General features: G+C 62.9%; 18 protein-coding genes and 1 pseudogene. 7 read left to right on the top strand and 12 right to left on the bottom strand.

Annotated elements, in window-relative coordinates:
* Window positions 1-947: 947 nt before the first annotated feature.
* Entirely contained in the window at window positions 948-1,376 is a 429-nt protein-coding gene (locus RMR13_RS08650) for a hypothetical protein (protein WP_310600241.1), read from the top strand.
* Here RMR13_RS08650 and RMR13_RS08655 read toward each other — a convergent pair.
* The 3 genes from RMR13_RS08655 to RMR13_RS08665 form a co-directional block, all read right to left on the bottom strand.
* Window positions 1,373-1,765, bottom strand: coding sequence for a lytic transglycosylase domain-containing protein (locus RMR13_RS08655; RefSeq protein ID WP_310600242.1), 393 nt, complete (start codon window positions 1,763-1,765; stop codon window positions 1,373-1,375). The two genes, RMR13_RS08650 and RMR13_RS08655, sit on opposite strands and share 4 nt — an antisense overlap.
* A 106-nt stretch (window positions 1,766-1,871) precedes the next feature.
* Complete coding sequence (locus RMR13_RS08660; RefSeq protein WP_310600243.1) at window positions 1,872-3,002, bottom strand: ATP-dependent 6-phosphofructokinase; 1,131 nt, start codon at window positions 3,000-3,002, stop codon at window positions 1,872-1,874.
* 51 nt (window positions 3,003-3,053) lie between these two features.
* Window positions 3,054-4,322 (bottom strand): Nramp family divalent metal transporter, encoded by a 1,269-nt coding sequence (locus RMR13_RS08665; protein WP_409070276.1) that lies wholly within the window; start codon window positions 4,320-4,322, stop codon window positions 3,054-3,056.
* Between the two features lie 219 nt (window positions 4,323-4,541).
* Between RMR13_RS08665 and pstC the strand changes: the two genes are divergently transcribed.
* From pstC to pstB, 4 genes are all read left to right on the top strand, one after another.
* Entirely contained in the window at window positions 4,542-5,927 is a 1,386-nt protein-coding gene (gene pstC, locus RMR13_RS08670; protein WP_409070277.1) for a phosphate ABC transporter permease subunit PstC, read from the top strand.
* A gap of 40 nt (window positions 5,928-5,967) precedes the next feature.
* Window positions 5,968-7,224: a phosphate ABC transporter permease PstA gene (gene pstA, locus RMR13_RS08675; RefSeq protein ID WP_409070278.1), complete on the top strand. Its 1,257-nt coding sequence runs from the start codon at window positions 5,968-5,970 to the stop codon at window positions 7,222-7,224.
* Window positions 7,225-7,320: 96 nt separating this feature from the next.
* A complete protein-coding gene (locus tag RMR13_RS08680) occupies window positions 7,321-8,373 on the top strand; it encodes a PstS family phosphate ABC transporter substrate-binding protein (protein WP_310600247.1) in 1,053 nt (350 codons plus the stop codon).
* 168 nt (window positions 8,374-8,541) lie between these two features.
* The gene (gene pstB, locus RMR13_RS08685; RefSeq protein ID WP_409070279.1) at window positions 8,542-9,390 is read left to right on the top strand and encodes a phosphate ABC transporter ATP-binding protein PstB; all 849 of its coding nucleotides are present in this window, start codon (window positions 8,542-8,544) and stop codon (window positions 9,388-9,390) included.
* 20 nt (window positions 9,391-9,410) lie between these two features.
* On the opposite strand, the gene RMR13_RS08690 is transcribed toward pstB, so the two are convergent.
* From RMR13_RS08690 to gltB, 3 genes are all read right to left on the bottom strand, one after another.
* A complete protein-coding gene (locus RMR13_RS08690) occupies window positions 9,411-9,581 on the bottom strand; it encodes a hypothetical protein (protein ID WP_310600248.1) in 171 nt (56 codons plus the stop codon).
* Window positions 9,582-9,907: 326 nt separating this feature from the next.
* Window positions 9,908-11,326: an FAD-dependent oxidoreductase gene (locus RMR13_RS08695; RefSeq protein WP_310600249.1), complete on the bottom strand. Its 1,419-nt coding sequence runs from the start codon at window positions 11,324-11,326 to the stop codon at window positions 9,908-9,910.
* A 22-nt stretch (window positions 11,327-11,348) separates the two neighbouring features.
* Complete coding sequence (gene gltB / locus RMR13_RS08700; protein ID WP_310600250.1) at window positions 11,349-15,797, bottom strand: glutamate synthase large subunit; 4,449 nt, start codon at window positions 15,795-15,797, stop codon at window positions 11,349-11,351.
* A gap of 234 nt (window positions 15,798-16,031) precedes the next feature.
* Here gltB and RMR13_RS08705 point away from each other — a divergent pair, with 234 nt between their 5' ends.
* Window positions 16,032-17,330, top strand: coding sequence for a CBS domain-containing protein (locus RMR13_RS08705; protein WP_310600251.1), 1,299 nt, complete (start codon window positions 16,032-16,034; stop codon window positions 17,328-17,330).
* 34 nt (window positions 17,331-17,364) lie between these two features.
* Here RMR13_RS08705 and RMR13_RS08710 read toward each other — a convergent pair whose 3' ends face one another.
* Both RMR13_RS08710 and RMR13_RS08715 read right to left on the bottom strand, forming a co-directional pair.
* The gene (locus RMR13_RS08710) at window positions 17,365-17,706 is read right to left on the bottom strand and encodes a histidine triad nucleotide-binding protein (protein WP_310600252.1); all 342 of its coding nucleotides are present in this window, start codon (window positions 17,704-17,706) and stop codon (window positions 17,365-17,367) included.
* A gap of 33 nt (window positions 17,707-17,739) precedes the next feature.
* Window positions 17,740-18,351: a hypothetical protein gene (locus RMR13_RS08715; RefSeq protein WP_310600253.1), complete on the bottom strand. Its 612-nt coding sequence runs from the start codon at window positions 18,349-18,351 to the stop codon at window positions 17,740-17,742.
* A gap of 245 nt (window positions 18,352-18,596) precedes the next feature.
* Between RMR13_RS08715 and RMR13_RS08720 the strand changes: the two genes are divergently transcribed.
* A complete protein-coding gene (locus RMR13_RS08720; RefSeq protein ID WP_310600254.1) occupies window positions 18,597-19,967 on the top strand; it encodes a DEAD/DEAH box helicase in 1,371 nt (456 codons plus the stop codon).
* 73 nt (window positions 19,968-20,040) lie between these two features.
* On the opposite strand, the gene RMR13_RS08725 is transcribed toward RMR13_RS08720, so the two are convergent.
* The 4 genes and pseudogenes from RMR13_RS08725 to RMR13_RS08740 all read right to left on the bottom strand — a co-directional run.
* Window positions 20,041-20,772: a hypothetical protein gene (locus tag RMR13_RS08725; RefSeq protein WP_310600255.1), complete on the bottom strand. Its 732-nt coding sequence runs from the start codon at window positions 20,770-20,772 to the stop codon at window positions 20,041-20,043.
* A 79-nt stretch (window positions 20,773-20,851) separates the two neighbouring features.
* Window positions 20,852-21,172 carry a cupin domain-containing protein gene (locus tag RMR13_RS08730; RefSeq protein WP_310600256.1) on the bottom strand — a complete coding sequence of 107 codons (321 nt, stop codon included), beginning with the start codon at window positions 21,170-21,172 and terminating at the stop codon, window positions 20,852-20,854.
* An 83-nt stretch (window positions 21,173-21,255) separates the two neighbouring features.
* Window positions 21,256-21,561, bottom strand: a complete 306-nt coding sequence (locus RMR13_RS08735; RefSeq protein ID WP_310600258.1) for a transposase — start codon at window positions 21,559-21,561, stop codon at window positions 21,256-21,258.
* Between the two features lie 194 nt (window positions 21,562-21,755).
* A pseudogene (locus tag RMR13_RS08740) lies at window positions 21,756-21,891 on the bottom strand (IS1595 family transposase); the annotation flags it as partial.

Here is a 21,891-nt window from a genome sequence, read left to right on the forward strand (position 1 = left end):
GTTGGCGCATTCATGGTTCAATCGATTTCGCAAATTAATACCACGATACGAGAAGACGGACCTCTCGTATATTGCACTCAACACCTTGGCGGCCGCTATGATTGTCTTGAACAAAATCATGGCTATTTATAGATAAGCACTAAGTCCCATCATACACCATCCCGTTTTTTCGATAGGCCGTGTGTAGGCAAAACGGATCGAGCCCGATAGCCGTTTTGTGCAACCTTCCCGAAAGAGAGTCATTCGCGTTCCGACAGGTGAATGTGCTGGCCGATGCGATCCAGCCGATGTTTTCCGAGATCGATGCGGGCAGCAGGTGACCGGGACTGGTCGTGATTCGTGTGAGTGGGACGGAGGAGGTGTCGTGTTGACTGAGTGAAATACAGCAGTGGCGCGCGGCCGTGTGTTACCTCTGGCGCAGCGCAAATCTTCTTCGCCGGCGCCGGCGGGGAAAATATAGCGCCCCTGCTCCGAGGTTCGGTTTCCAATTTTATTTCCCTGCGATACTTTGCTCTCGATGTCGGTCCGTTTTGATATCCAGGCCATACAGAATCCGGATATTGTTGGCGCGGAGGAGGAGTACCACCAAGATCACTCTGGCCGGCCCTGTGCCTTGAGAGTAGTGACGTGCAGGAAGGACATCACTGCACCGGTGACTCGGTATGGGCAGAAACGATCTGAAAGGTGTGCCGTAGTTCTTGGTCAGCATATACAGACATGACTAGGGCGGGTGTTGCTTGGGCAGGTGAAAATAGACACAGACTGTTTGTGGGGCTGTAGGTGAATTTTTATCTCAGATAATGCTGCAGAACGGATAACCGACAAAAAAAGAAAAAATTCGGTTCAAATTTTTGTATTCCGCACCTTTGTGATTATATTTTTGTGATTATTGTGTATGCTCAAGGCGGGAGATTTTGGACGAAAAGTCTGAAACTAAGGAGGAGTCCATGAAATACAAACGAAAACACCCAAAGAAGGGCGCTTCGAAAAGCACAAAACTGTTTTTTTTGTTAGCGCTGCTTGTACTAGGATTTGCTTTCGTTGATCCTGGCAAGCTGGGGTATGTTCTTATGGTTTCTCTCATCATCATTGTTGCTAAAGTGGACAATTATTTCGTAGCAAAGCATGAGAAAACTACCGAAACCAGCAAGACGCCTCATCCTCAATTTGAGAATCCAAACCTTTCGGATTTTTACGCCTTTAATCGCAATCAAAGCCAGCCTTTCGCTCGTGGTGATTTTCAATCGTTTGACGATTGGTACCGGCAGGCCAATACCCATCGGGAAGAATACAAGGAAGAGGAGCCTTTTGCGCCCTTTACACCGAAATGGTATGCCACTTTCGGTCGATGGACTGCAGGTGGTGAAAGGGATTAGCTAGAAAACCTCCCCTTGCCAGCTAACACTTTATCTGCATACACTTGACTCTCTTTTATGGCGGCTTCCTCCTTGTTGTCCAGGGAGACGCCATCTTGCCATTTCCTTACCAAGTTGGGGCCGGCGTTATACGCCATAAGGGCTACACGCTCATCTCTCGCGAAATCATTCAACTGAATTCTCAGATAAGCCGCTCCTCCTTGTAAATTCTGTTGCGGGTCAAGTCTATCAGTAACACCCATATCGCTCGCTGTGCCTTTGGTCAACTGGGTCAATCCTGTTGCCCCGGTCGGCGATACGGCCTTCGGATTAAAACTCGATTCCACTGACACGAGGGAAGCCAGTAAAGCTGGCTCAACATTATTTCGAGAAGCTGTCTGATGTATCATCGGGCCGAATTCTCTGTACCCATCTTGATCGATGAAACGGCGGGGCCTGGAGGGCTGTTAGGTTTCCCGCCGCCTCGGCAAGATCGCGGTGCCTGGAGGGCTCGTCCTACGCCACCTGGTTGCCCAAACAGGTGCCGGTTTCCAGGGCGGCCTTGATCCAGGGGTGATCCAGCGGCACCACCTTGCGCTTGCCGACCACCTGGGCTAGGTCCACCAGTTCCGTCGACTCCCCCTTAACCGCCACCATGCAGCCGTATTTGCGAGCGTCGATGGCGGCGACGCAGGCCGAGCCCAGGCGGGTGGCGAGGATGCGGTCGGCGGCGGTGGGCGTGCCGCCCCGCTGGAGGTGGCCCAAAATGGTCACCCGGCTCTCCAGGCCGGTGAGCAGTTCCAGCTGGGCCGACAGCCGCAGGGTGTTGCTGGCGTGCTTGGCCTGGAAGGCTTCCAGGGCGGCGGCCACCTTTTTCTGCCTTTTTTCATCCTTGGCTTCGAGTTTCTTTTCCTTGAGCTCGGCCAATTCCTTGGCGTCTTCCTGCGCCAACGCCCCTTCCGAGACCGCGACAATGCTGAAATTCTTGCCCCGGTGCCGGCGCCTGCGGATGGCTTCGGCCACCTGGCGCACGTCGTAGGCAATCTCGGGGATGAGAATGACGTCGGCCCCGCCGGCCAATCCGGCGCCCAGGCCGAGCCAGCCGGTGTTGTGGCCCATGATCTCGACCACGATGATCCGGTGGTGGCTGTGGGCGGTGGAATGGAGGCGGTCGATGGCGTCGGTGGCGATCGACAGGGCGGTGTCGAAACCGAAGGTGATGTCGGTCATGGCCACGTCGTTGTCGATGGTCTTGGGCAGGGTGACCACGTTCATCCCGGCCTGGGCCAGACGGTGGGCGTTTTTCTGGGTGCCGCCGCCGCCGATGCAGACCAGGGCCTCGAGGTTGTGGCGGTGGTAGTTGTCGAGCATCACCTCGGTCATGTCCTGGACCTTGGAGCCCACCGGCATCTTGTGCGGCTTGTCGCGGCTGGTGCCGAGAATGGTGCCGCCCAGGGTGAGGATGCCGGAGAGGATTTCCCCTTCCAGGTGCACGGTGCGGTTTTCCATCAGGCCGCGGAAACCGTCGCGGAAACCGATCACCTGCAGGTCAAAGGCGGTGAGCGCGCTCTTGCCGATGGCCCGGATGGCGGCATTGAGGCCGGGGCTGTCCCCGCCAGCGGTCAGTACGCCGATACATTTTCCCATGATTCCCTCCCTGATGCGATTGGGCCCGGCCGATAACGCGCGTCCGGAACATTATTGAAAAAAACTGGCGAACAGCAGCACGTTCAACCCGGACACCACCACCCCGATCGTCCACAGCATGATCCTGGTGGACAGGGGATTGGCGTGTTTCCCCATCACCGTGGGCGAGGAGGTCAGGTAGATCTGCATCCAGATGGTCAGCGGCAACTGGATGCTCAGGGCCATTTGGGAGACGATCAGTGCCTTGAAGGAATCGTTGACCCAAAAGAGCAGCAACAACGCACCGATAACCGAGATGCAGACCCCCAGTCGGGAATGGCTGTCCTTGATGTCGTAGGGTTCGTTGAAGATGCCGGCGAAGATCGAGCCGCCGGCCATGGCCGAGGTCACGGTCGAGGCCAGGCCGGCGAACAACAGCGCCACCGCGAAAACATCGGCGGCGCTGTTGCCGAGCAGGGGCACCAGCAGGCTTTGGGCCTGGGGCAGCTCGTCCACCGGGGTGCCGTTTTTGAAGAAGGTGGCGGCGGCCAGCAGGATCATGGCGCTGTTGATTGCCCAGCCGACCAGCATGCTGAACAGGGTGTCGAACAGCTCGTAATCCAGCTGCTTCTTGATCACCGTCTCGGATTCCAGATTCCACTGCCGGCTCTGGATGATTTCGCTGTGGAGGAAGAGGTTGTGCGGCATCACCACCGCGCCCAGCACGCTCATCACGATCATCATGCTCCCTTCCGGCAGCCGGGGGGTGACCCAGGCGATGCCGGCGCTGGCCCAGTTGATGTCGACCAGGGTCAGTTCATAGAGGAAGGAAAGCCCGATGATCGAAACAAAGCCGATGATGATCTTCTCCAGGGTTTTGTACGATCGGGTGAACAGCATCAGGCCGACAAAGCCCGCCACCAGCAGGGCGCCGGCCTGCATGGGGATGTCGAACAGCATGTTCAGGGCGATGGCCCCGCCCAGGATTTCGGCCAGGGAGGTCGAGATCGAGGCCAGCATCGCCGAACCGAGCACCAGCCGGCCGGTCCAGGCGGGAGCGTATCGGGCGGTGGCCTCGGAAAGACACAGGCCGGTGACGATGCCGAGGTGGGCGACATTGTGCTGAAGCACGATCAGCATGACAGTCGACAGGGTCACCATCCACAGCAGGGCATAGCCGTAGCGGGCGCCGGCGGCGATGTTGGAGGCCCAGTTGCCCGGATCGATGAAGCCGACCGTGACCAAGAGGCCGGGGCCGATATAGCGGAGGACATGCAGGGCGCCCATGACCGGTTTGTGGTCGCGGCGGCGCAGGTCGGCGAGAAATTCGACAGGGTTCATCATCTTGCGCGCTCCTTGTGCGCGACGCGGCGGTACCTCGTCCATCCCCGGCGGCCGGTCGGCCAGAGACTGTTCATCACTGCTTTTTAATCACTTTGCCCGGCGACATGCAAGAATCCTAACGGAAATCTAACCGGGGCCGAACCCGGTTCGAATAAAGCGTCGGTAGGGTCTCGGACAATGAATGAGGCCCTCTGCCCCCTGACCGACGGTGTCGCCATGTCTTCATCCCTGCTCATCGCCCTGATCCTGCTGCTGTCCTTGCTGGCCTACTGGCTGGGGTGCCGGCGCGCCGTCACCCTGGCGCAGCGGCCGTCGGCGGACAAACTGCACTCCCGGCCCGGCTATTACGGCGTTCTGGCCGGGTTGTGGTGCGGCCTGCCGGCCCTGCTCATCGTGGCGGTCTGGCATCTGGCCGCCGACCCGTTGCTGACCCGCATGGCCATGCACGGGGTCGCCGCGGCCAAGGGGGTTGCCAGCCCGGATCAGGTCGATTTACTGGTCAACGACATGCGCAACCTGGTGGCCGGCAACGTGGTGGCGCATGAGGTCGATCCCTTGATCCAGGCCGCGGCCGACCAGTATGTCGGCCTGCAGCGGCTCGGAGATTTGGCCCTGGCGGCAGTGGCCCTGGCCACGGCCCTGGGCGGCGCCTACGTGCTTTTGGGGCGGATCCGGCCGGCGTTGCGAGCCCGGAACCAGGTCGAGCGCATCGTCGAAATCGTCCTCACCCTCTGTTCCACCTTTGCCGTGTTCGTCACCGTCGGCATCGTGCTGTCGGTGCTGTTCGAGTCGATCCGGTTTTTCCAGCAGATTGCGCCGGCCGATTTCCTCTTCGGCCTCAAATGGAGCCCACAGATGGCCATCCGGGCCGATCAGGCGGGCAGTTCCGGCAGTTTCGGGGCGATACCGGTGCTCACCGGCACCTTCCTCATCTCCGGCATCGCCATGGCCATTGCCGTGCCCCTGGGCCTGATGTCGGCCATTTACCTTTCCGAATACGCCGGCCCCAGGTTCCGGGCCGTGGTCAAACCGCTCCTGGAGATCCTGGCCGGCGTGCCCACCGTGGTCTACGGCTTTTTCGCGGCCCTGGTGGTGGCGCCGGCCATCCGGGACCTGGGCGGGCTGGCCGGTCTGTCGGTGGCCTCGGAAAGCGCCCTGGCGGCCGGCCTGGTGATGGGGATCATGATCATTCCCTTTGTCTCCTCGCTCTCCGACGACGTCATCAACGCCGTGCCCCAGTCGCTGCGCGACGGCTCCTACGGCCTGGGCGCCACCAAGAGCGAAACCATCAAGCTGGTCGTTTTGCCCGCGGCCCTGCCCGGCATTGTCGGCTCGATCCTGCTGGCGGTGTCGCGGGCCATCGGCGAGACCATGATCGTGGTCATGGCCGCCGGCCTGGCCGCCAATCTCACCTTCAATCCCCTGCAGGCGGTGACCACCGTGACCGTGCAGATCGTCACCCTTTTGGTCGGCGACCAGGAATTCGACAGCCCCAAGACCCTGGCGGCCTTTGCCCTGGGCATGCTGCTGTTCGTGGTCACCCTGGCGCTCAATGTGGCCGCCCTCTATGTGGTGCGCAAATACCGTGAAGAATATGAATAGACATGCGGAAGACAACAGCCGGCCCACCGGGTCGGGCGGCATGGGGGCCCGCGCCAGGGTCCAGGCCGGCCTGGCGGCCCGCTATCGCAAGGAGCGGCGCTTCAGGTTGTTCGGGCTTGCAGCTATTGCCGCCAGCCTGCTGTTTTTGGCGGTGCTGCTCGGCTCGATCGTGGCCAAGGGCTACACCGCCTTCTGGCAGACCCAGATTTTGCTCGATATCCATTTCGATCCGGCGGTGCTCGATGTCAACAACTTGGCCACCGCCAACTATGCCGCCCTGGTGCGGGAGGCGACCTTGCGTCTTTTTCCGCAGGCGGCAAGCCGCCAGGACCAACGGACCGCCGCCAAACTGGTCAGCACCGGCGCCGCCTACCGGCTGCAGGAGATGGTGACGAGCAGGCCCGAACTGATCGGCGCCACCCGGCCGATCTGGGTGGTGGCCGACGACGAGGTCGACATGTTCGTCAAGGGGCACATTCCCCGCGATGTGCCCGAAAGCGAGCGCCGGATCAGCGACAAGCAGGCGGCCTGGATCGATCGGCTGGCCGCCGATGGCCGGTTGCGGCAGGCCTTCAATGCCACCTTCTTCCAGGCGGGCGATTCCCGGGAGCCCGAGTTGGCGGGAATCCGGGGGGCGGCCATGGGCTCGCTGTTCACCCTGGCCGTCACCCTGGCGCTCAGCTTTCCCATCGGCGTGGCCGCCGCGGTCTACCTGGAGGAGTTCGCGCCCAAAAACCGTTGGACCGACCTGGTCGAGGTCAACATCAACAACCTGGCAGCCATCCCGTCGATCGTCTTTGGCCTGCTCGGGCTGGCGGTCTTTCTCGATTGCATGCACCTGCCCCGTTCCGCCTCCCTGGTCGGCGGCCTGGTGCTGACCCTGATGACTCTGCCGACGATCATCATCGCCAGCCGGGCCTCGCTGAAATCGGTGCCGCCCTCGATCCGCGAGGCCGCCTTGGGGATCGGGGCCTCGCGGGTTCAGACCATTGTCCACCATGTCTTGCCGCTGGCCATGCCCGGCATGATGACCGGGGCCATCATCGGCATGGCCAGGGCCCTGGGCGAGACCGCGCCGCTGCTGATGATCGGCATGGTGGCCTTCATCGTCGACATTCCGCACAGTTTCAGCGATCCGGCCACGGTGCTGCCGGTGCAGATCTATCTGTGGGCCGACAGCCCGGAACGCGCCTTTGTCGAGCGGACTTCGGCGGCGATCATGGTCCTGCTCCTCCTGTTGCTGGCCATGAACGCCGCCGCGGTCCTGCTCCGCAACAAGTTCGAACGCCGCTGGTAATGCAACCGGAACCGTTTGCTAACGGAAAGCAAACAGAACGGGTGTACCGTTCTGGGCAACAAACGAACGAACAGATCAATTTTTCAGGAGATCACCATGCAGAAATTGGCACGTACCCTGGCCGCCGCCGCGCTACTCGCCGGCTCGGCCATCCCAGCCCTGGCCGCCGACGGCCGCGATTACATCTCGATCGTCGGCTCTTCCACGGTCTACCCCTTTACCACCGCCGTGGCCGAGCAATTCGGCAAGACCACCAAGTTCAAGACCCCGAAGATCGAATCCACCGGCACCGGCGGCGGCTTGAAGCTGTTCTGCGCCGGCGTCGGGGTCGACACCCCGGACGTGGCCAATGCCTCCCGCCCGATCAAGCAGTCGGAAATCGAGACTTGCGCCAAGAACGGCGTCTTTCAAATCGTCGAGATCAAGGTCGGCTACGACGGCATTGTCCTGGCCAACAGCAAGAAGGCCGGGCAGATGCAACTGAGCCGCAAGGACCTCTACCTGGCCCTGGCCAAGGACGTGCCCAGCCCCGAGGGCGGCGACCGGCTGGTGGCCAACCCCTACAAGACGTGGAAGGACGTCAACCCCAAGCTGCCGGCGGAGAAGATCGAGGTGTTGGGGCCGCCGCCCACCTCGGGCACCCGCGACGCCTTTGTCGAGATGGTCATGGATCACGGCTGCGCCGCATTCCCCCAAATCAAGGCGCTGCAAGCCACGGACGAGAAGAAATTCAAGGCGGTCTGCCAGACCCTGCGCGAGGACGGCGCCTATATCGAGGCCGGCGAGAACGACAACCTGATCGTCCAGAAGCTCGAGGCCAATCCCAGGAGCGTGGGCATCTTCGGCTTCAGCTTCCTCGATCAGAACGCCGACAAGATCCAGGCCTCGGCTATCGACGGCGAGCTGCCGGAATTCAAGACCATTGCCGACGGCAAGTATCCGGTGGCCCGGCCACTGTTCATCTATGTCAAGAAGGACCATGTCGGCAAGATCCCGGGCATGGCCGAGTTTCTGGCCGAGTTCGCCAGCGACCGCGCCTGGGGCGAGCAGGGATATCTGGCGGAAAAGGGCCTGATCCCCATGCCGAAGGACGAGCAGAAGGCCATGGCCGCCGCCGCCAAGACCCTGAGCGTGATGGTGAATAAATAATCCTGCATCCTGAGGCAGGCCGCATGGGATACCAGGCGATGCGCCGATTGAGGATGGAAATGAGGGGAACAAGCCGTTTTGTGCCTGCTGGGCGGCTGGCGTTTCCGCAAAGGTGGAGCAACAATGGCTGCGATTCTGGATACAGTCTTTGATATACGTGACGTGGCAATGGAAAAAAACGAGGCGGATGCGGCCGTGGCGGCCAGGGGGCGCAAGGTGGACCGCGACCAGCGCCAAACCGTGGGCCTGCCCTTTGTCGAGGAGCCCCGAATGATCTGCCGGGAGGTCAACGTCTATTACGGCGACAAGCACGCCATCAGAAGCGTCAGCATCGATGTCGGCAAGAACGAGGTGTTGGCCATGATCGGCCCTTCGGGCTGCGGCAAGTCGACCTTCCTGCGCTGCCTCAACCGGATGAACGACACCGTGGCCGGTTGCCGGGTCACCGGGGAGATCGTGCTGGACGACCTGGACATCTACGACCGCAAGGTGGATGTGGTGCCGCTGCGCGCCCGGGTGGGCATGGTCTTCCAGAAACCCAACCCCTTTCCCAAATCGATTTTCGACAATGTGGCCTACGGGCCCAAGATCCACGGCCTGGCCGGCAGCAAGTCCGAACTTCGGGACATTGTCGAGGGCTCGCTGAAAAAGGCCGGCCTGTGGAACGAGGTCAGCGACCGTCTCGACCAGCCGGGCACCGGGCTGTCCGGCGGGCAGCAGCAGCGGCTCTGCATCGCCCGCGCCATTGCGGTCCGGCCCGAGGTCATCCTCATGGACGAACCCTGTTCCGCCCTCGACCCCATCGCCACGGCCACGGTGGAGGATTTGATCACCGAGCTCAAAGAGCAGTACACCATCGTCATTGTCACCCACAATATGCAACAGGCGGCGCGCGTTTCCCAGCGCACCGCCTACTTTCACCTCGGCGATCTGGTCGAGGTCGGCTCCACGGACCGCATTTTCACCAATCCCCGGCACCAGCTGACCGAGGATTACATCACCGGCCGATTCGGCTGATCCCTCGCATCGCGGCCGATTTATCTCCGGCGGTAATAGGGGCCTCCCTGGCGGTATTGATCGTAGGTATCGTAGGAGCGGTCATAGTACCTGGACTGTCCGTGGCCGTGATGCCCATGTCCGGGCCAGCAACACCCGCCAAGGGCCAGCAGAACGGCCAAAACGACGCTGCCGACAAACATCCTGTTCATTGCTCTCTCCTTGCACTGCGTTCATGGTTGATGAAGCGGAACGAACTGTCCTGGCAAAGCATGCCCGATGCCAGGGCCGCAGGAGAAAGGATTGGTGCGGAAAGAATGCGTGAAATCGTATGGTTAAGCTGGAGATGCGCCCTGAAGGGGCAAGATTTGGCCCTGGGATGGATATTTTTTATCCAGTTGCCGGGATTTTGGTAAAAGTTTTAAAATAACATGCAATAAAAACTGCATGTTATACATGTGGGCACCCGAGGGCGACAACCGATCCGGGTGGGTAGTTGTTGCCCAGCGGCCAGGGGTACGGCGGGGGCACCGGCCGGTCAGTCGACTCCCAGAAAGGCCAGGATGCCCTTGCCGGCCTGGCGGCCCTGCCAGATGGCATTCACCACCAGATCGGAGCCGCGCACCATGTCGCCGCCGGCAAAAATTTTGGGATGGCTGGTCTGCATGGGATAGGTGCCGGATTCGCCGGCCACCACCCGATCGCGCTCGTTGACCTGGACGCCGTGTTGCCGCAGCCAGGCGGGCGGGTTGGGGCGGAAACCGAAGGCGGTCAGCACCACGTCCGCGGTCAGGGTTACCTGGCTGCCGCTGACCACCACCGGCCGCCTCCGTCCGCTCGCATCCGCCTCGCCCAATTCGGTGGTCACCAGTTCCACTCCCTCCACCCGGTGTTCGCCGAGGATGCCGATGGGTTGGCGGTTGAACAAAAACGCCACCCCTTCTTCCCTGGCGTTGACCACCTCCCGCTTGGAGCCCGGCATGTTGGCCTCGTCCCGCCGGTAGACGCAGGTGACGCTGGCCGCGCCCTGGCGGATGGCGGTGCGGCAGCAATCCATGGCCGTGTCGCCGCCGCCCATGACCACCACCCGCAGGCCGGCGGTGTCGACGAAGGGGGCGACCGCCTCGTAGCCGCGCTGCTGGCAGACATTGCCCACCAGAAAGGGCAGGGCGTCGTGCACGCCCGGCAATTCCTCGCCGGGCAGACCTCCCCGCAGAAATTGATAGGTGCCCATGCCGAGGAAGACGGCGTCGAATTCCGCAAGCAGCCGTTCCAGGCCGACATCGCGGCCGATCTCGGTGTTGAGGCGGAATTCCACCCCCATGCCGGCGAACAGCTGCCGCCGTTGGGCCAGCACCGATTTTTCCAGCTTGAACTCGGGAATGCCGAAGGTCAGCAGGCCGCCGATTTCCGGATAGCGGTCGAAAACCACCGGCCGGACTCCGTTGCGGACCAGGACGTCGGCGCAGCCCAGGCCGGCCGGTCCGGCACCGACCACCGCCACCCGCTTGTCGGTCCAGGCCACCCCGGACATGTCCGGCTTCCAGCCCCGGGCCAGGGCCTGCTCGGTGATGTACTGCTCGACCGCGCCGATGGTGACCGCGCCGAAGCCGTCGTTGAGGGTGCAGGCGCCCTCGCACAGCCGGTCCTGGGGACAGACCCTGCCGCAGATTTCCGGCAGGGTGTTGGTCTGGTGGCACAGCTCCACCGCGGCGATCAGGTTGCCCTCGGCCATCAGCTTGAGCCAGTTGGGGATCAGGTTGTGGACCGGGCAGCGCCATTCGCAGTACGGATTGCCGCAGGCCAGGCAGCGGTGCGCCTGGTGCTGGTGGTGCGGTTCGGCAACCTGCTCGTAGATTTCGCGGAACGCGGTCTTGCGGGTGACGAGGCCGATCTTGGGCGGTAGTTTCCGCTCGACGTCGAGGAATTGAAAGACATTGTCCAGCCGCTTGTTCATGGCGATACCGTCCGGTTAAAGGTTATTCGCCGCGCTGCATGAGCCGGTCGAGCAGGTTGGAGAGGTCGGCGGCCTTGGGTTTGACCAGCCAGAACCTGCCGATATAGTCGGGGAAATCGTCCAAAAGCCGCCAGCCCCAGTCGCTGTTGGTTTCGCGGCAGAATTCCACGATCACCTCGTGCAGGTGGTTGCGATATTCCTCCATGTAGCCGGAATGGATGCGCTGGATCTCCACCAGCTCGTGGTTGTACTGGTCGACGAATCGGTTTTCGAGATCGAGCACATAGGCAAAGCCCCCGGTCATGCCGGCGCCGAAGTTGCTGCCCGCCGGTCCGAGCACCGTCACCAGCCCGCCGGTCATGTACTCGCAGCCATGGTCGCCCACGCCCTCGACCACCGCGTGCGCCCCGGAATTGCGCACCGCGAACCGTTCGCCGGCCTGGCCCGAGGCGAACAGTTTGCCGCCGGTGGCGCCGTAGAGGCAGGTGTTGCCCATGATGCCGGCCGTCTCGCTGCGGAAGGTCGACCGATGTGGGGGCCGGAGCACGATCTTGCCGCCGGCCATGCCCTTGCCGACATAGTCGTTGGCATCGCCGTCGAGGTACAGTTCCAGGCCGCCGGCGTTCCAGGCGCCGAGGCTCTGGCCGGCCACGCCGGTGAGCTTGAGCCTGACCGGTGCTGCGGCCATGCCCTGATTGCCCCAGCGTTTCGCGATTTCGCCGCTCAGCCGAGCCCCGACCGAGCGGTCGCAGTTGGTCAGGGTGTAGGCGAAAATGCCGCCGCTCTTGCCCTCGATGGCGGGCAGGATCTCGCGCACCATGCGTTCGGCCAACTCGCCGCGGTCAAAGGGCCGGTTGCGGGTAATGGCACAGTGGCGGGGTTTGGTGCGCAGGAGGGCGTCGGTGTGGATCAGCGGCCGCAAATCGAGGCGTTGCTGCCGGGGCGTGTTGCCGGCCATCGGCTCGAGAAGATCGACCCGGCCGACCAGTTCGGCCAGGCTGCGCACCCCGAGCACCGCCATCCACTCCCTGGTCTCCTCGGCCAGGAAGCGGAAGTAGTTGACGACCTTGGCCACCGTGCCCCGATAGTGGTCGCGGCGGAGGTCTTCGCGCTGGGTGGCCACGCCGGTGGCGCAGTTGTTGAGATGGCAGATGCGCAGGTACTTGCAGCCCAACGCCACCATCGGCGCGGTGCCGAAGCCGAAACTCTCGGCGCCGAGCATGGCCGCCTTGACCACATCCAGCCCGGTCTTGAGGCCTCCGTCGGTCTGGAGCCGGATCTTGTCGCGCAGATCGTTGGCCTGGAGGGTCTGGTGCACCTCGGCCAGGCCTAGTTCCCAGGGCGATCCGGCATGGCGGATTGAGGCGATGGGGCTGGCGGCGGTACCGCCGTCATAGCCGGACACGGTGATCAGATCGGCATAGGCCTTGGCCACCCCGGCGGCAATGGTGCCGATGCCGGGCCGGGAAACCAGCTTGACCGAGACCAGGGCCTCGGGATTGACCTGCTTGAGGTCGAAGATCAGCTGGGCCAGATCCTCGATCGAGTAGATGTCGTGATGCGGCGGCGGCGAAATCAGGGTGACGCCGGGCACCGCGTAGCGCAGCCGGGCGATCAGGCCGTTGACCTTGCTCCCGGGCAGCTGGCCGCCCTCGCCCGGCTTGGCGCCTTGGGCGATCTTGATCTGGAGCACCTCGGCGTTGACCAGATACTGCGGGGTGACGCCGAACCGGCCCGAGGCGACCTGCTTGATCTTGGACACCTTGGCCGTGCCGTAGCGGGCCGGGTCCTCGCCGCCCTCGCCGCTGTTGGAGCGGCCGCCGAGGCTGTTCATGGCCTCGGCCAGGGCCTCGTGGGCCTCGGGCGACAGGGCGCCGAGCGACATGGCGGCGGTGTCGAAGCGGGGGATGATCGCCTCTGCCGGTTCGACCTGGTCCAGGGGGATGGGCCGTATGTCCCGGCGAAAATGCAGCAAGTCACGCAGGGTCGCGGGTTCGCGCCGGTTGATCAGTTCGGCGCAGGCCCGCCATTGCCGGTACTCGCCGCCGGTGACCGCGGCCTGCAGACCGAGCACCACCTCGGGATTGAAGGCGTGGTATTCCTGGCCGTACATGTATTTGAGCAGACCGCCCGGCCGGATGGGCTTCTGGCGGTTGATGGCCTCCTTGGCCAGAATCTTCTGGTCCGCCTCGAGCTCGGCGAATCCGGCCCCGCGGATGCGGCTGGGCGTGCCGGGAAAGCAGAGCTCGACCACCTCGTCGTCCAGGCCGACGATCTCGAACAGCTGGGCGCCTCGGTAGGAGGCCACGGTGGCGATGCCCATCTTGGAGAGGATCTTGAGCAATCCTTTTTTGATTCCGGCGCGATAGTGCCGCAGCACCGGATTCGGTGCCAATTCCAGCTCGCCGCTGCGGCAGAGGTCGGCCAGCACCGCGTAGCCGAGATAGGGATAGACGGCGGTGGCGCCGAAGCCGATCAGGCAGGCCATCTGGTGGGCGTCGCGGGCGGTGGCGGTGGAGACGATGAGGTTGGCGTTGCAGCGCAGCCCGGCCCGGACCAGGTGGTGATGCACCGCGCCGGTGGCTAGCAGGGCATGGATCGGCAGCTCGGGCGGCGCGCATTCCTGGTCGGTGAGCAGCAAGAGGACGCAGCCGGAGCGGACGGCTTCGGCGGCCTGCCGGCAGAGTCGCTCGATGGCCTCGCGCAGGCCGAGCCGGGCCGGATCGTAGCCGAGCGACAGGCGGCACAGCCGGTAGCCCCAGCGGTCGAGATGGAGCAGGGCACGGTATTTCTCGGTGGACAGCACCGGCGAGGTGAGGACGACCCGGCTGGCATGCTGCTCGGACTCCTCGAAAATTGACTGCTGTTCCGGGCCGATGGTGGTTTCCAGCGACATGACCACCGCCTCGCGCAGGGGATCGATGGGCGGGTTGGTCACCAGGGCGAACTGTTGCCGGAAATAGTCGTACAGCGGGCGCTGGCCGCGGGAGAGCACCGCCATCGGGGTATCGTCGCCCATGGAGCCGACGGCCTCCTGGCCGGTTTCGGCCAGGGGACGGAGGAGTTGGTCCCGCTCCTCGAAGCTGACCTGATACATCTTCATCGCCATCCGCAGCGGTTCGCCCTCCAATTCCCTGGTGGCGCGGTCCTGGGTCAGGGTCCCCTCCAGCCGCAGGGTGTTGTCCTTGAGCCACTGCTTGTAGGGATGGCGGCGTTTGAGGGATTCATCGATGTCGGCGGTGTGGGACAGGGTGCCGTTGACGGTGTCGACCGATAGGATCTGGCCGGGGCCGAGCCGGCCCTTGGCCACCACCTCGCCGGGGTCGTAGCGGTGCACCCCGACCTCGGAGGCCACGGTGAGCACGTCGTCGCGGGTCAGCACCCAGCGCGAGGGGCGCAAGCCGTTGCGGTCCAGGGCGCAGACCGCGTACCGGCCGTCGGAAAGCACCAGGCCGGCCGGGCCGTCCCAGGCCTCGGTGTGCATGGAGTTGAATTCGTAGAAGGCGCGGAGATCCGGATCCAGGTGCTCGACGTTCTGCCAGGCCGGCGGCACCAGCATGCGGATGGCCCGGTGCAGGTCCATGCCGCCGGCCACCAGGACCTCCAGCATGTTGTCCAGGCTGGAGGAGTCCGAACCGGTCCGGTTGACCAGGGGGGCGATGGCCTCGATGTCTGGCAGCAGCGGGGTCTTGAACTTGCCGGTCCGGGCTTCGGCCCAGTTCCGGTTGCCGGTGATGGTGTTGATCTCGCCGTTGTGGGCCAGGAGGCGGAACGGCTGGGCCAGCGGCCAGCGGGGCATGGTGTTGGTGGAGAACCGCTGGTGGAAGACGCAGATCGCGCTCGCCATCTCCGGGTCGGCTAGGTCGGGGAAGAAACCGGGCAGATCGGCGGGCATCATCAGCCCCTTGTACACGACCACCCCCTCGCTGAGGCTGGCCACGTAAAAATCGGGATCGTCGGCCAGCCGTTTCTCGGCCGCGCGGCGGGCGACGAGCAGCCTGGCGGTCAGCTGTTCGCGGTTTTCGTTTTCGCCGTTGACGAACACCTGGAAGAACAGGGGCAGGGAGTCCAGGGCGATGGGGCCCAGGCAGCCGGCCTCGGTCGGCACCTGCCGCCAACCCGCCACCGACAGCCCCTGGGCGGTCAGTTCCTCGGCAAGAATCCGCTGCGCCGCCTCGGCCCGGCCCTGCCCGCGGCCGCACATCAGCGCGCCGACCCCGTAGAGCGGGGTGAGTTCGCCCATGCCGCTGTCGCGGGCCAACCGGCGGAAAAAGGCGTCCGGTTTCTGCAGCAAGAGGCCGCAACCGTCGCCGGTACGGCCGTCGGCGGCGATGCCTCCCCGATGGGTCATGCAGGTCAGGGCCTCGATCCCGGTCCGGATCAGACCATGGCTGGCCTTGCCCTTGATGTGGGCTATCAGCCCGAAACCACAGTTGTCCTTGTATTCGCCGAGAGTATAGAGTCCGCCCATTCCTAGAGTCCGCCGGTTGAAGAATAATGAGTGATGTTAAGCATCAGTCGCCGGAATAAGCAACAGGAATTGTTCTCGGGTGATGTAACTGTTTTTGAGTGTTTTATCGGTAAATCGGTATTGCCCTTTATTTGCCGAGTATATCCGGTATATTGCATCGAAGGGTCCATTGTTTTCGCATACGGTGGCCGGCACTGCGGCCGCCGTTGAATTTTTTTATGTCTCTGACGAGTTATGCAGATTGCCACCACGCACCGCAACACCGACTTCGACGGGCTGGCTTCCATCGTGGCGGCCACCCTGCTGTATCCGGGCACCGTCGCCGTGTGCCCGAAAAACGTCAATCCCAATGTCCACCGCTTTCTCTCCCTGCACAAGACCTCCTTCGACATCATCCTTGCCAGCGAAGTCGACCCCGAGGCGGTCAATCGCCTGATCGTCGTCGACACCAACCAATGGCGACGGCTCGACCGGGTCGACTGTCTTCGGGGGCGGGACAACGTCGAGGTACTGCTCTGGGACCACCACATGGGGCTGGGCGACATTCAGCCCACCTGGCAGTGCGTCGAGAAGATCGGCGCCACCATCACCCTGCTGGTGCGGGAAATCAGGGAGCGGCAGCTGGCGCTCACCCCGTTGCAGGCCACCTTGTACCTGATCGGCCTCTACGAGGACACCGGCCAGCTGACCTTCAGTTCCACCACCCCGGAAGACGCCCGCGCGGCCGCCTTTCTCCTGGAGCAGGGCGCGGATTTGACCATTGCCGTCGATTTCCTCAACATGGCCTACGGCGAGATGCAAAAAAAGGTGCTGTTCCGCCTGATGCGCGACGCCGAGCAGCACGATATCAAGGGGAAGAAGGTGGGGATCGGGGTGGTCCACATCGACAAGCATGTCGAGCTGTCCATGGTGGTGCAGCTTTACGGCAAGATCGTCAACGCCGACGCGGTGTTCGTGATCTTTGTCAACGAAGGCGGCGGCTATTTCATCATCGGCCGCAGTTCGACGCCGGAGATCAACGTCAACAACATGCTGCAGCGATTCGGCGGCGGCGGCCATCCGGGAGCGGGATCGGCGACTATCACCGACACCAAGGTGACTCCCGCCGAGGTCCGGCAGAAAATCATCGCCGCCCTGCACGAAATGCAGCGAGGCGCCGCCCTGGTGGCGGACATGATGTCCTTTCCGGTGACCACGGTGTCGCCCGAGACCACCATGAAGCAGGTCCGGCACATCATGGAGGAGGAACGGATTCGCGGGGTGTTGGTCGAGGAAAACGAATGCCTGCGCGGCATCGTGGTGCTGTGGGATTTGAAGAAGCTACGGCTGAACAAGCAGTGGAACAGCCCGGTCAAGGCTTTCATGAACCGGCAGGTCACCACCATCGCACCCGACGCCCTGGCCAGCGAGGCGGCGGAATTGATGGTGCAGAAGAACATCGGCCACCTGCCGGTGGTGCAGGGGGAAAAGGTGATCGGCATCGTCACCCGCACCGACATCATCAACTATCTGTACGGCATGCTGCCGACCTGACCCGACCGGGGCGGGAGGGCGGGCGGCCCGGTGATCAGCCCGGAGGCCAGGCCATGTGGCGGCCGCCCAGAATGTGCATGTGCAGGTGAAAAACGGTCTGGCCCGCCTGGGCGCCGTTGTTGAACACCAACCGATAGTGCGGTATTCCTTCCTTGCGGGCGATTTCGTTGCCCACCCGCATCAACTTGCCCACCACTCGCTCGTCCTCCTCGGTGACCGCCACCGGCCCGCTGAGATGTTTTTTCGGGATCACCAGAATATGGACCGGGGCCTGGGGGGCGATGTCGCGGAAAGCCAGGACGTCGTCGTCCTCGTAGAGTTTGCTGGCCGGGATTTCTCCCCGGATAATCTTGCAGAACAGGCAGTTGTCGGGCATAAGAACCTCTCGTGTGGGGGGGCTGGGAATGCGCTATCGTCGGGGGCCGACCCGCGGCAGCATCTGGAAGACCAGGGCGTTGTCGACGCCGGCAATGCCGACCGGCTCCATGGCGATGGGGATCGAGCGGGGACCGACCTTGAGGTTGATCGTTTCCAGGGCATCGAGATCGACCGCGTATTCGCGGCCGCCGAGGCTGCCGAGCAGCGAGGGCAGCGCATCCTGGGTATTGCCCGGGCTTTGGGCGGTTTCCTTGAATTGGGGCGTGACGAACAGCTTGCGCTTGACCGGGTCGAACCGGGTTTGTAAATCACAGGCCACCGGCAGGCGGACTTCGCCGACCCGGAGTTGCAGATCCTGGCCGGCAAGATTGGTGGTCACGAGCAGGTTTTTGCCGGAGAGCGTGCCGCGCACCGAGATGACGTTGTTGCGGATGGAGAGCCGGTCCACCGATTCGACGGTGATGTCGCCCTGCAGTTGCCGGCTCTGCGAGGGGATGTCCAGAGGCAGGGCCTTTTGCAGCGAGGCCAGCACGGTTTCCGCCGGCAGGGTCAGGACGATGTTTCTCTGGCCGTCGGCGTCGGCGGAGAAGGGACACAGCAGTAGGCCGCACAGCAGCCAGAAGGAGCGCAAACGATTTCTCATGTTCAACATGTCGGCCAATCGATGGGAAAAGCGGCAAGTCCATGGCTTGCGCCGCCGCTTGGTTGATGGTGGTCACGCCGGCAACAGAGATTCGGACAGGGGTCCGAAGACGGCGTGGCGATGTCGGGCCGGGTCGGAGAGCGGGAACCGGCACAGGAGGAAACAGACAAAAATGCTCGATTTTCGTTCCTCTGTCAAGCTGACGGGCCGAAAAAAGGCCGTTTGCCTTCGGTCGCGCCCGCGCCATGACCGGCAATAACGGGCCAGTGCCGCGTCTTGCGGTCGATCGGGAGTGCTGCCTCAGCGATGCCTCTTCGGAGTTGCTGGCGGCCGTCCGGGCCGAATTGACCATCGACAACCCCCAATACCAGGCGGCCAAGCAGTTCGGCCGCTGGATCGGCAAAAAGCTCAAGCCACGGCTTTTTTTCTTTCGTGAAGAAGGCGATCGGCTCTTTTTCCCGCGCGGCTTCGGCAACCAGGCGGTGCGGCTCTGTCGCCGGATCACCGGATTGACGCCGGACATCGACGACCGCCGGCGCCTGCTCCCCGCAATCGATCTCTCGTTTCAAGGCAGCCTGCGTCCCTATCAGGAAGAAGCGGTGATGGCAATGCTGGCGCATTCCTTCGGCGTGCTCGAGGCGGGTACCGGTTCGGGCAAGACCGTCATGGCCCTGGCGGCGATTGCCCGCCGACAACAGCCGACCCTGATCGTGGTCCACTCCAAGGAGCTGATGCGCCAGTGGCAGCAGCGGATCGCCCAATTCCTCGGCCTGGAGGCCGGCCTGGCCGGCGACGGTATCTTCGATATCCGGCCGGTGACCGTGGCCATTGTCAATACCGCCAAGAAGCATCTGGACACCCTGCCGGACCAATTCGGCCAGCTGGTGGTCGACGAATGCCACCGGGTGCCGGCCACGCTGTTCACCGACGTGGTTTCGGCCTTCGACTGCACCTACATGCTGGGCCTGTCCGCCACCGCCTTCCGCCGGGAGGACGGAATGACCCGGTTGATCCACATCTACATGGGCGACCGGGTCCATGCGGTCGACAACCGGACGCTGGCGGCCAGCGGCGCGGTGGTCCGGCCGGTTCTGCAGCAGCGGCCGACCGCTTTCAGCTACGGCTATCAGGGCGAATACGCCAAGCTGATCAAGGCGCTGGCCGCCAATCTACAGCGTAACCGCCTGATCGCGGACGATATTTTTGCCTTGCTGCGACAGGATCATCAAGGCACCATCCTGGTGGTGTCGGACCGGGTGGCCCATTGCCGGACCCTGGCCGACCTGCTGGCCGGACAGGGCGTGTCCGCTCCTGTCCTTACCGGCCAGTCGCCAGCCGAGGAGCGGATGGAAATTGTCGCCGATGTTCAGGCGGGACGTGTCATTGTGCTGATTGCCACCGTGCAGTTGATCGGGGAGGGGTTCGACTGTCCGGGCCTGTCCACCTTGGTTCTGGCCACGCCGATCAAGTTCGAGGGCCGGCTGTTGCAGGTGGTGGGGCGGATCATGCGGCCGGCAGAGGGCAAGGAGGCCCGGGTGATCGACTATGTCGACGAGGCCGTCCCGGTGCTGCGGCGTTCGGCCGCCGCCAGAAGGGCGGTGTTCGCGGCGTGGTGAGGGGGGCCACAGCCGGGGGCCGCGGCTTGCCGTTCGGCGCCACGCGCTGCCGCGGCAGCCGGCGATGGAGGCATCACTTCACGGGCGGCAAGGGGCCTCCGCGCAGCATTTGCACTTCCGGATCGTCTGTCGGGACCTCCACCTTGATTTTCCGGCCCGTGTTGGTGCCCAGATAGGGTTTCATGGCCGCGACCATGTAGGGGATAACCAGCCGCAGGTCGTCGCTCTGACCGGTGCTAACGACACTGGTCGTCCATACCTGCGTCATTTTCCTTTCCTTGATGTAGGCTTGCACGTCGTAGGCATCCAGGAATAAAAACCTGGTGTACACCGTGCTGGTCCCGATGTGCGTGGTCGAGCCGGTGATGCCGTAGGTCGGGGTGTAGATGGTGGTGCCAGAGTAAGTCGGCACCCCTCTATAAGAGGAAATGGTGCCAAAGGTGTTTGCCGAGGACACACCCGTCTGGCCCCAGGTGGGTATCGAATAGGCGTACTGGTACGTTTGCGGGTCGCCGATCGCGTAAGTCAGGAAAATGGCCACCTCCGCATCCGGAAAGGTGGCCACCTTCACAAACCCTTTCTCGGCCAGGACTTTCTCGACATAGGCCGCGAATTCCTGAAACTGGAGATCGCCGGCCTCGACCCCCTTGCCGCCGGGCAGGAGGACATAGCGTTTTTTCGCACCTGCGTCCGTCTGGGCAAGGGAATCGACGTCCGAGGCGAATCGTGATTGCATGGCGGCGCAACCCGTCAGCAGGGTGACGCCTGCCAGCAGTACGGCCAGCAGGATACTGTCGATGCGCATGCGTTCTCCTCGGGGTATGCGTTCATTGGTAAAGGCGCCAGCGCTCAACCTTGTCCCGTCCGGTCCAGCAGCTTGCGCATCACGTGTAAAACACCGCCAACCAAATGGTGACATCGCCGGGATCCGTCCACGACACCCTGTGGCGGCAATGGGCGGGGATGTTGAGGTAATCGCCTGCGGACATGGCGCAACGGGAGCCGTCAGCAAATTCGATCACCGCCTTGCCCGCCACCACCATCACCCATTCATGCTCATCCTGATCGTACCACCCCTGCGCGGGAGAGGTCTGCCCCTGGGAGACGATGCGCTCGATGCGCACCCCGGGGACGCGGAGAATATCCTCGAAGGTCTCGATTTCAAGCTTGTCCGGCACCGCGTCGCGTATGTTTTTTGGTTTCATGGCGTAAAGGTGCGTGGCGATTGGCATGAGGCGCCAGTGCTGTGTCAGTGTTGCGACTGGATATCCACTCAATACGGGCAGAATCATTGTACAACCGTGAATCGGTCGGAAACGCGATGGCCTTCCCGTACGGTCGTATCGACAGTCACCCGCGCAAAACTACTCGGTGCAACCGCTCCGCTCGCCAAACCCGCCGGCACCGTCAGCTTCAAAATCAATTCCGAGCCCTGCTCGCCTATCCGCTTCCGCCAGCGGCTCAACGAAGACGGATCGATCGGCAACTCATGCCGGAAGTGCTCCTCACCGCAGAAATATTGATGTAGGGATTTTCCACCCACCGTCTCCTCGTCCGAAGTGTTGAACGCATGGCTCAGGTAGGTCAGCCCCACCAACAAGAATCGGTAGGCCCGGCCGGCCTTCCTCCGAGTACAGTTTGCCAAACTCGCTTTCGAACACACCCCAGTCGATCAGTCCGCCCAGTCGGTACAATGCATGCCGGTGGTTGAGAATATTCTCCAGGGAATCTTGAAATTTAGCTCAGTACCCTCCATCAGCATTTACCGGGAAATTTTTCGCAAACTGATTACCATCGAATCTCAGCTTGCTTCAGGAGGTGTTGCGGGATGGGTTGGGTTCGCAGAGCCACATGAATCAGCCGATTCACCATAGTGTGCAATTGGAACCGCCGATTGAAGCGATAGCAGAATTCGGCAAGGTAC

This window comes from Desulfobulbus sp., assembly GCF_031547805.1.
Taxonomy (GTDB): Bacteria; Desulfobacterota; Desulfobulbia; order Desulfobulbales; family Desulfobulbaceae; genus Desulfobulbus.

Coding starts and splice junctions, on each gene's coding strand:
- RMR13_RS08650 (WP_310600241.1), top strand. CDS start 948: ATGAAATACAAACGAAAACACCCAAAGAAGGGCGCTTCGAAAAGCACA.
- RMR13_RS08655 (WP_310600242.1), bottom strand. CDS start 1,765: ATGATACATCAGACAGCTTCTCGAAATAATGTTGAGCCAGCTTTACTG.
- RMR13_RS08660 (WP_310600243.1), bottom strand. CDS start 3,002: ATGGGAAAATGTATCGGCGTACTGACCGCTGGCGGGGACAGCCCCGGC.
- RMR13_RS08665 (WP_409070276.1), bottom strand. CDS start 4,322: ATGAACCCTGTCGAATTTCTCGCCGACCTGCGCCGCCGCGACCACAAA.
- pstC (WP_409070277.1), top strand. CDS start 4,542: ATGTCTTCATCCCTGCTCATCGCCCTGATCCTGCTGCTGTCCTTGCTG.
- pstA (WP_409070278.1), top strand. CDS start 5,968: ATGGGGGCCCGCGCCAGGGTCCAGGCCGGCCTGGCGGCCCGCTATCGC.
- RMR13_RS08680 (WP_310600247.1), top strand. CDS start 7,321: ATGCAGAAATTGGCACGTACCCTGGCCGCCGCCGCGCTACTCGCCGGC.
- pstB (WP_409070279.1), top strand. CDS start 8,542: ATGGAAAAAAACGAGGCGGATGCGGCCGTGGCGGCCAGGGGGCGCAAG.
- RMR13_RS08690 (WP_310600248.1), bottom strand. CDS start 9,581: ATGAACAGGATGTTTGTCGGCAGCGTCGTTTTGGCCGTTCTGCTGGCC.
- RMR13_RS08695 (WP_310600249.1), bottom strand. CDS start 11,326: ATGAACAAGCGGCTGGACAATGTCTTTCAATTCCTCGACGTCGAGCGG.
- gltB (WP_310600250.1), bottom strand. CDS start 15,797: ATGGGCGGACTCTATACTCTCGGCGAATACAAGGACAACTGTGGTTTC.
- RMR13_RS08705 (WP_310600251.1), top strand. CDS start 16,032: ATGCAGATTGCCACCACGCACCGCAACACCGACTTCGACGGGCTGGCT.
- RMR13_RS08710 (WP_310600252.1), bottom strand. CDS start 17,706: ATGCCCGACAACTGCCTGTTCTGCAAGATTATCCGGGGAGAAATCCCG.
- RMR13_RS08715 (WP_310600253.1), bottom strand. CDS start 18,351: ATGAGAAATCGTTTGCGCTCCTTCTGGCTGCTGTGCGGCCTACTGCTG.
- RMR13_RS08720 (WP_310600254.1), top strand. CDS start 18,597: ATGACCGGCAATAACGGGCCAGTGCCGCGTCTTGCGGTCGATCGGGAG.
- RMR13_RS08725 (WP_310600255.1), bottom strand. CDS start 20,772: ATGCGCATCGACAGTATCCTGCTGGCCGTACTGCTGGCAGGCGTCACC.
- RMR13_RS08730 (WP_310600256.1), bottom strand. CDS start 21,172: ATGAAACCAAAAAACATACGCGACGCGGTGCCGGACAAGCTTGAAATC.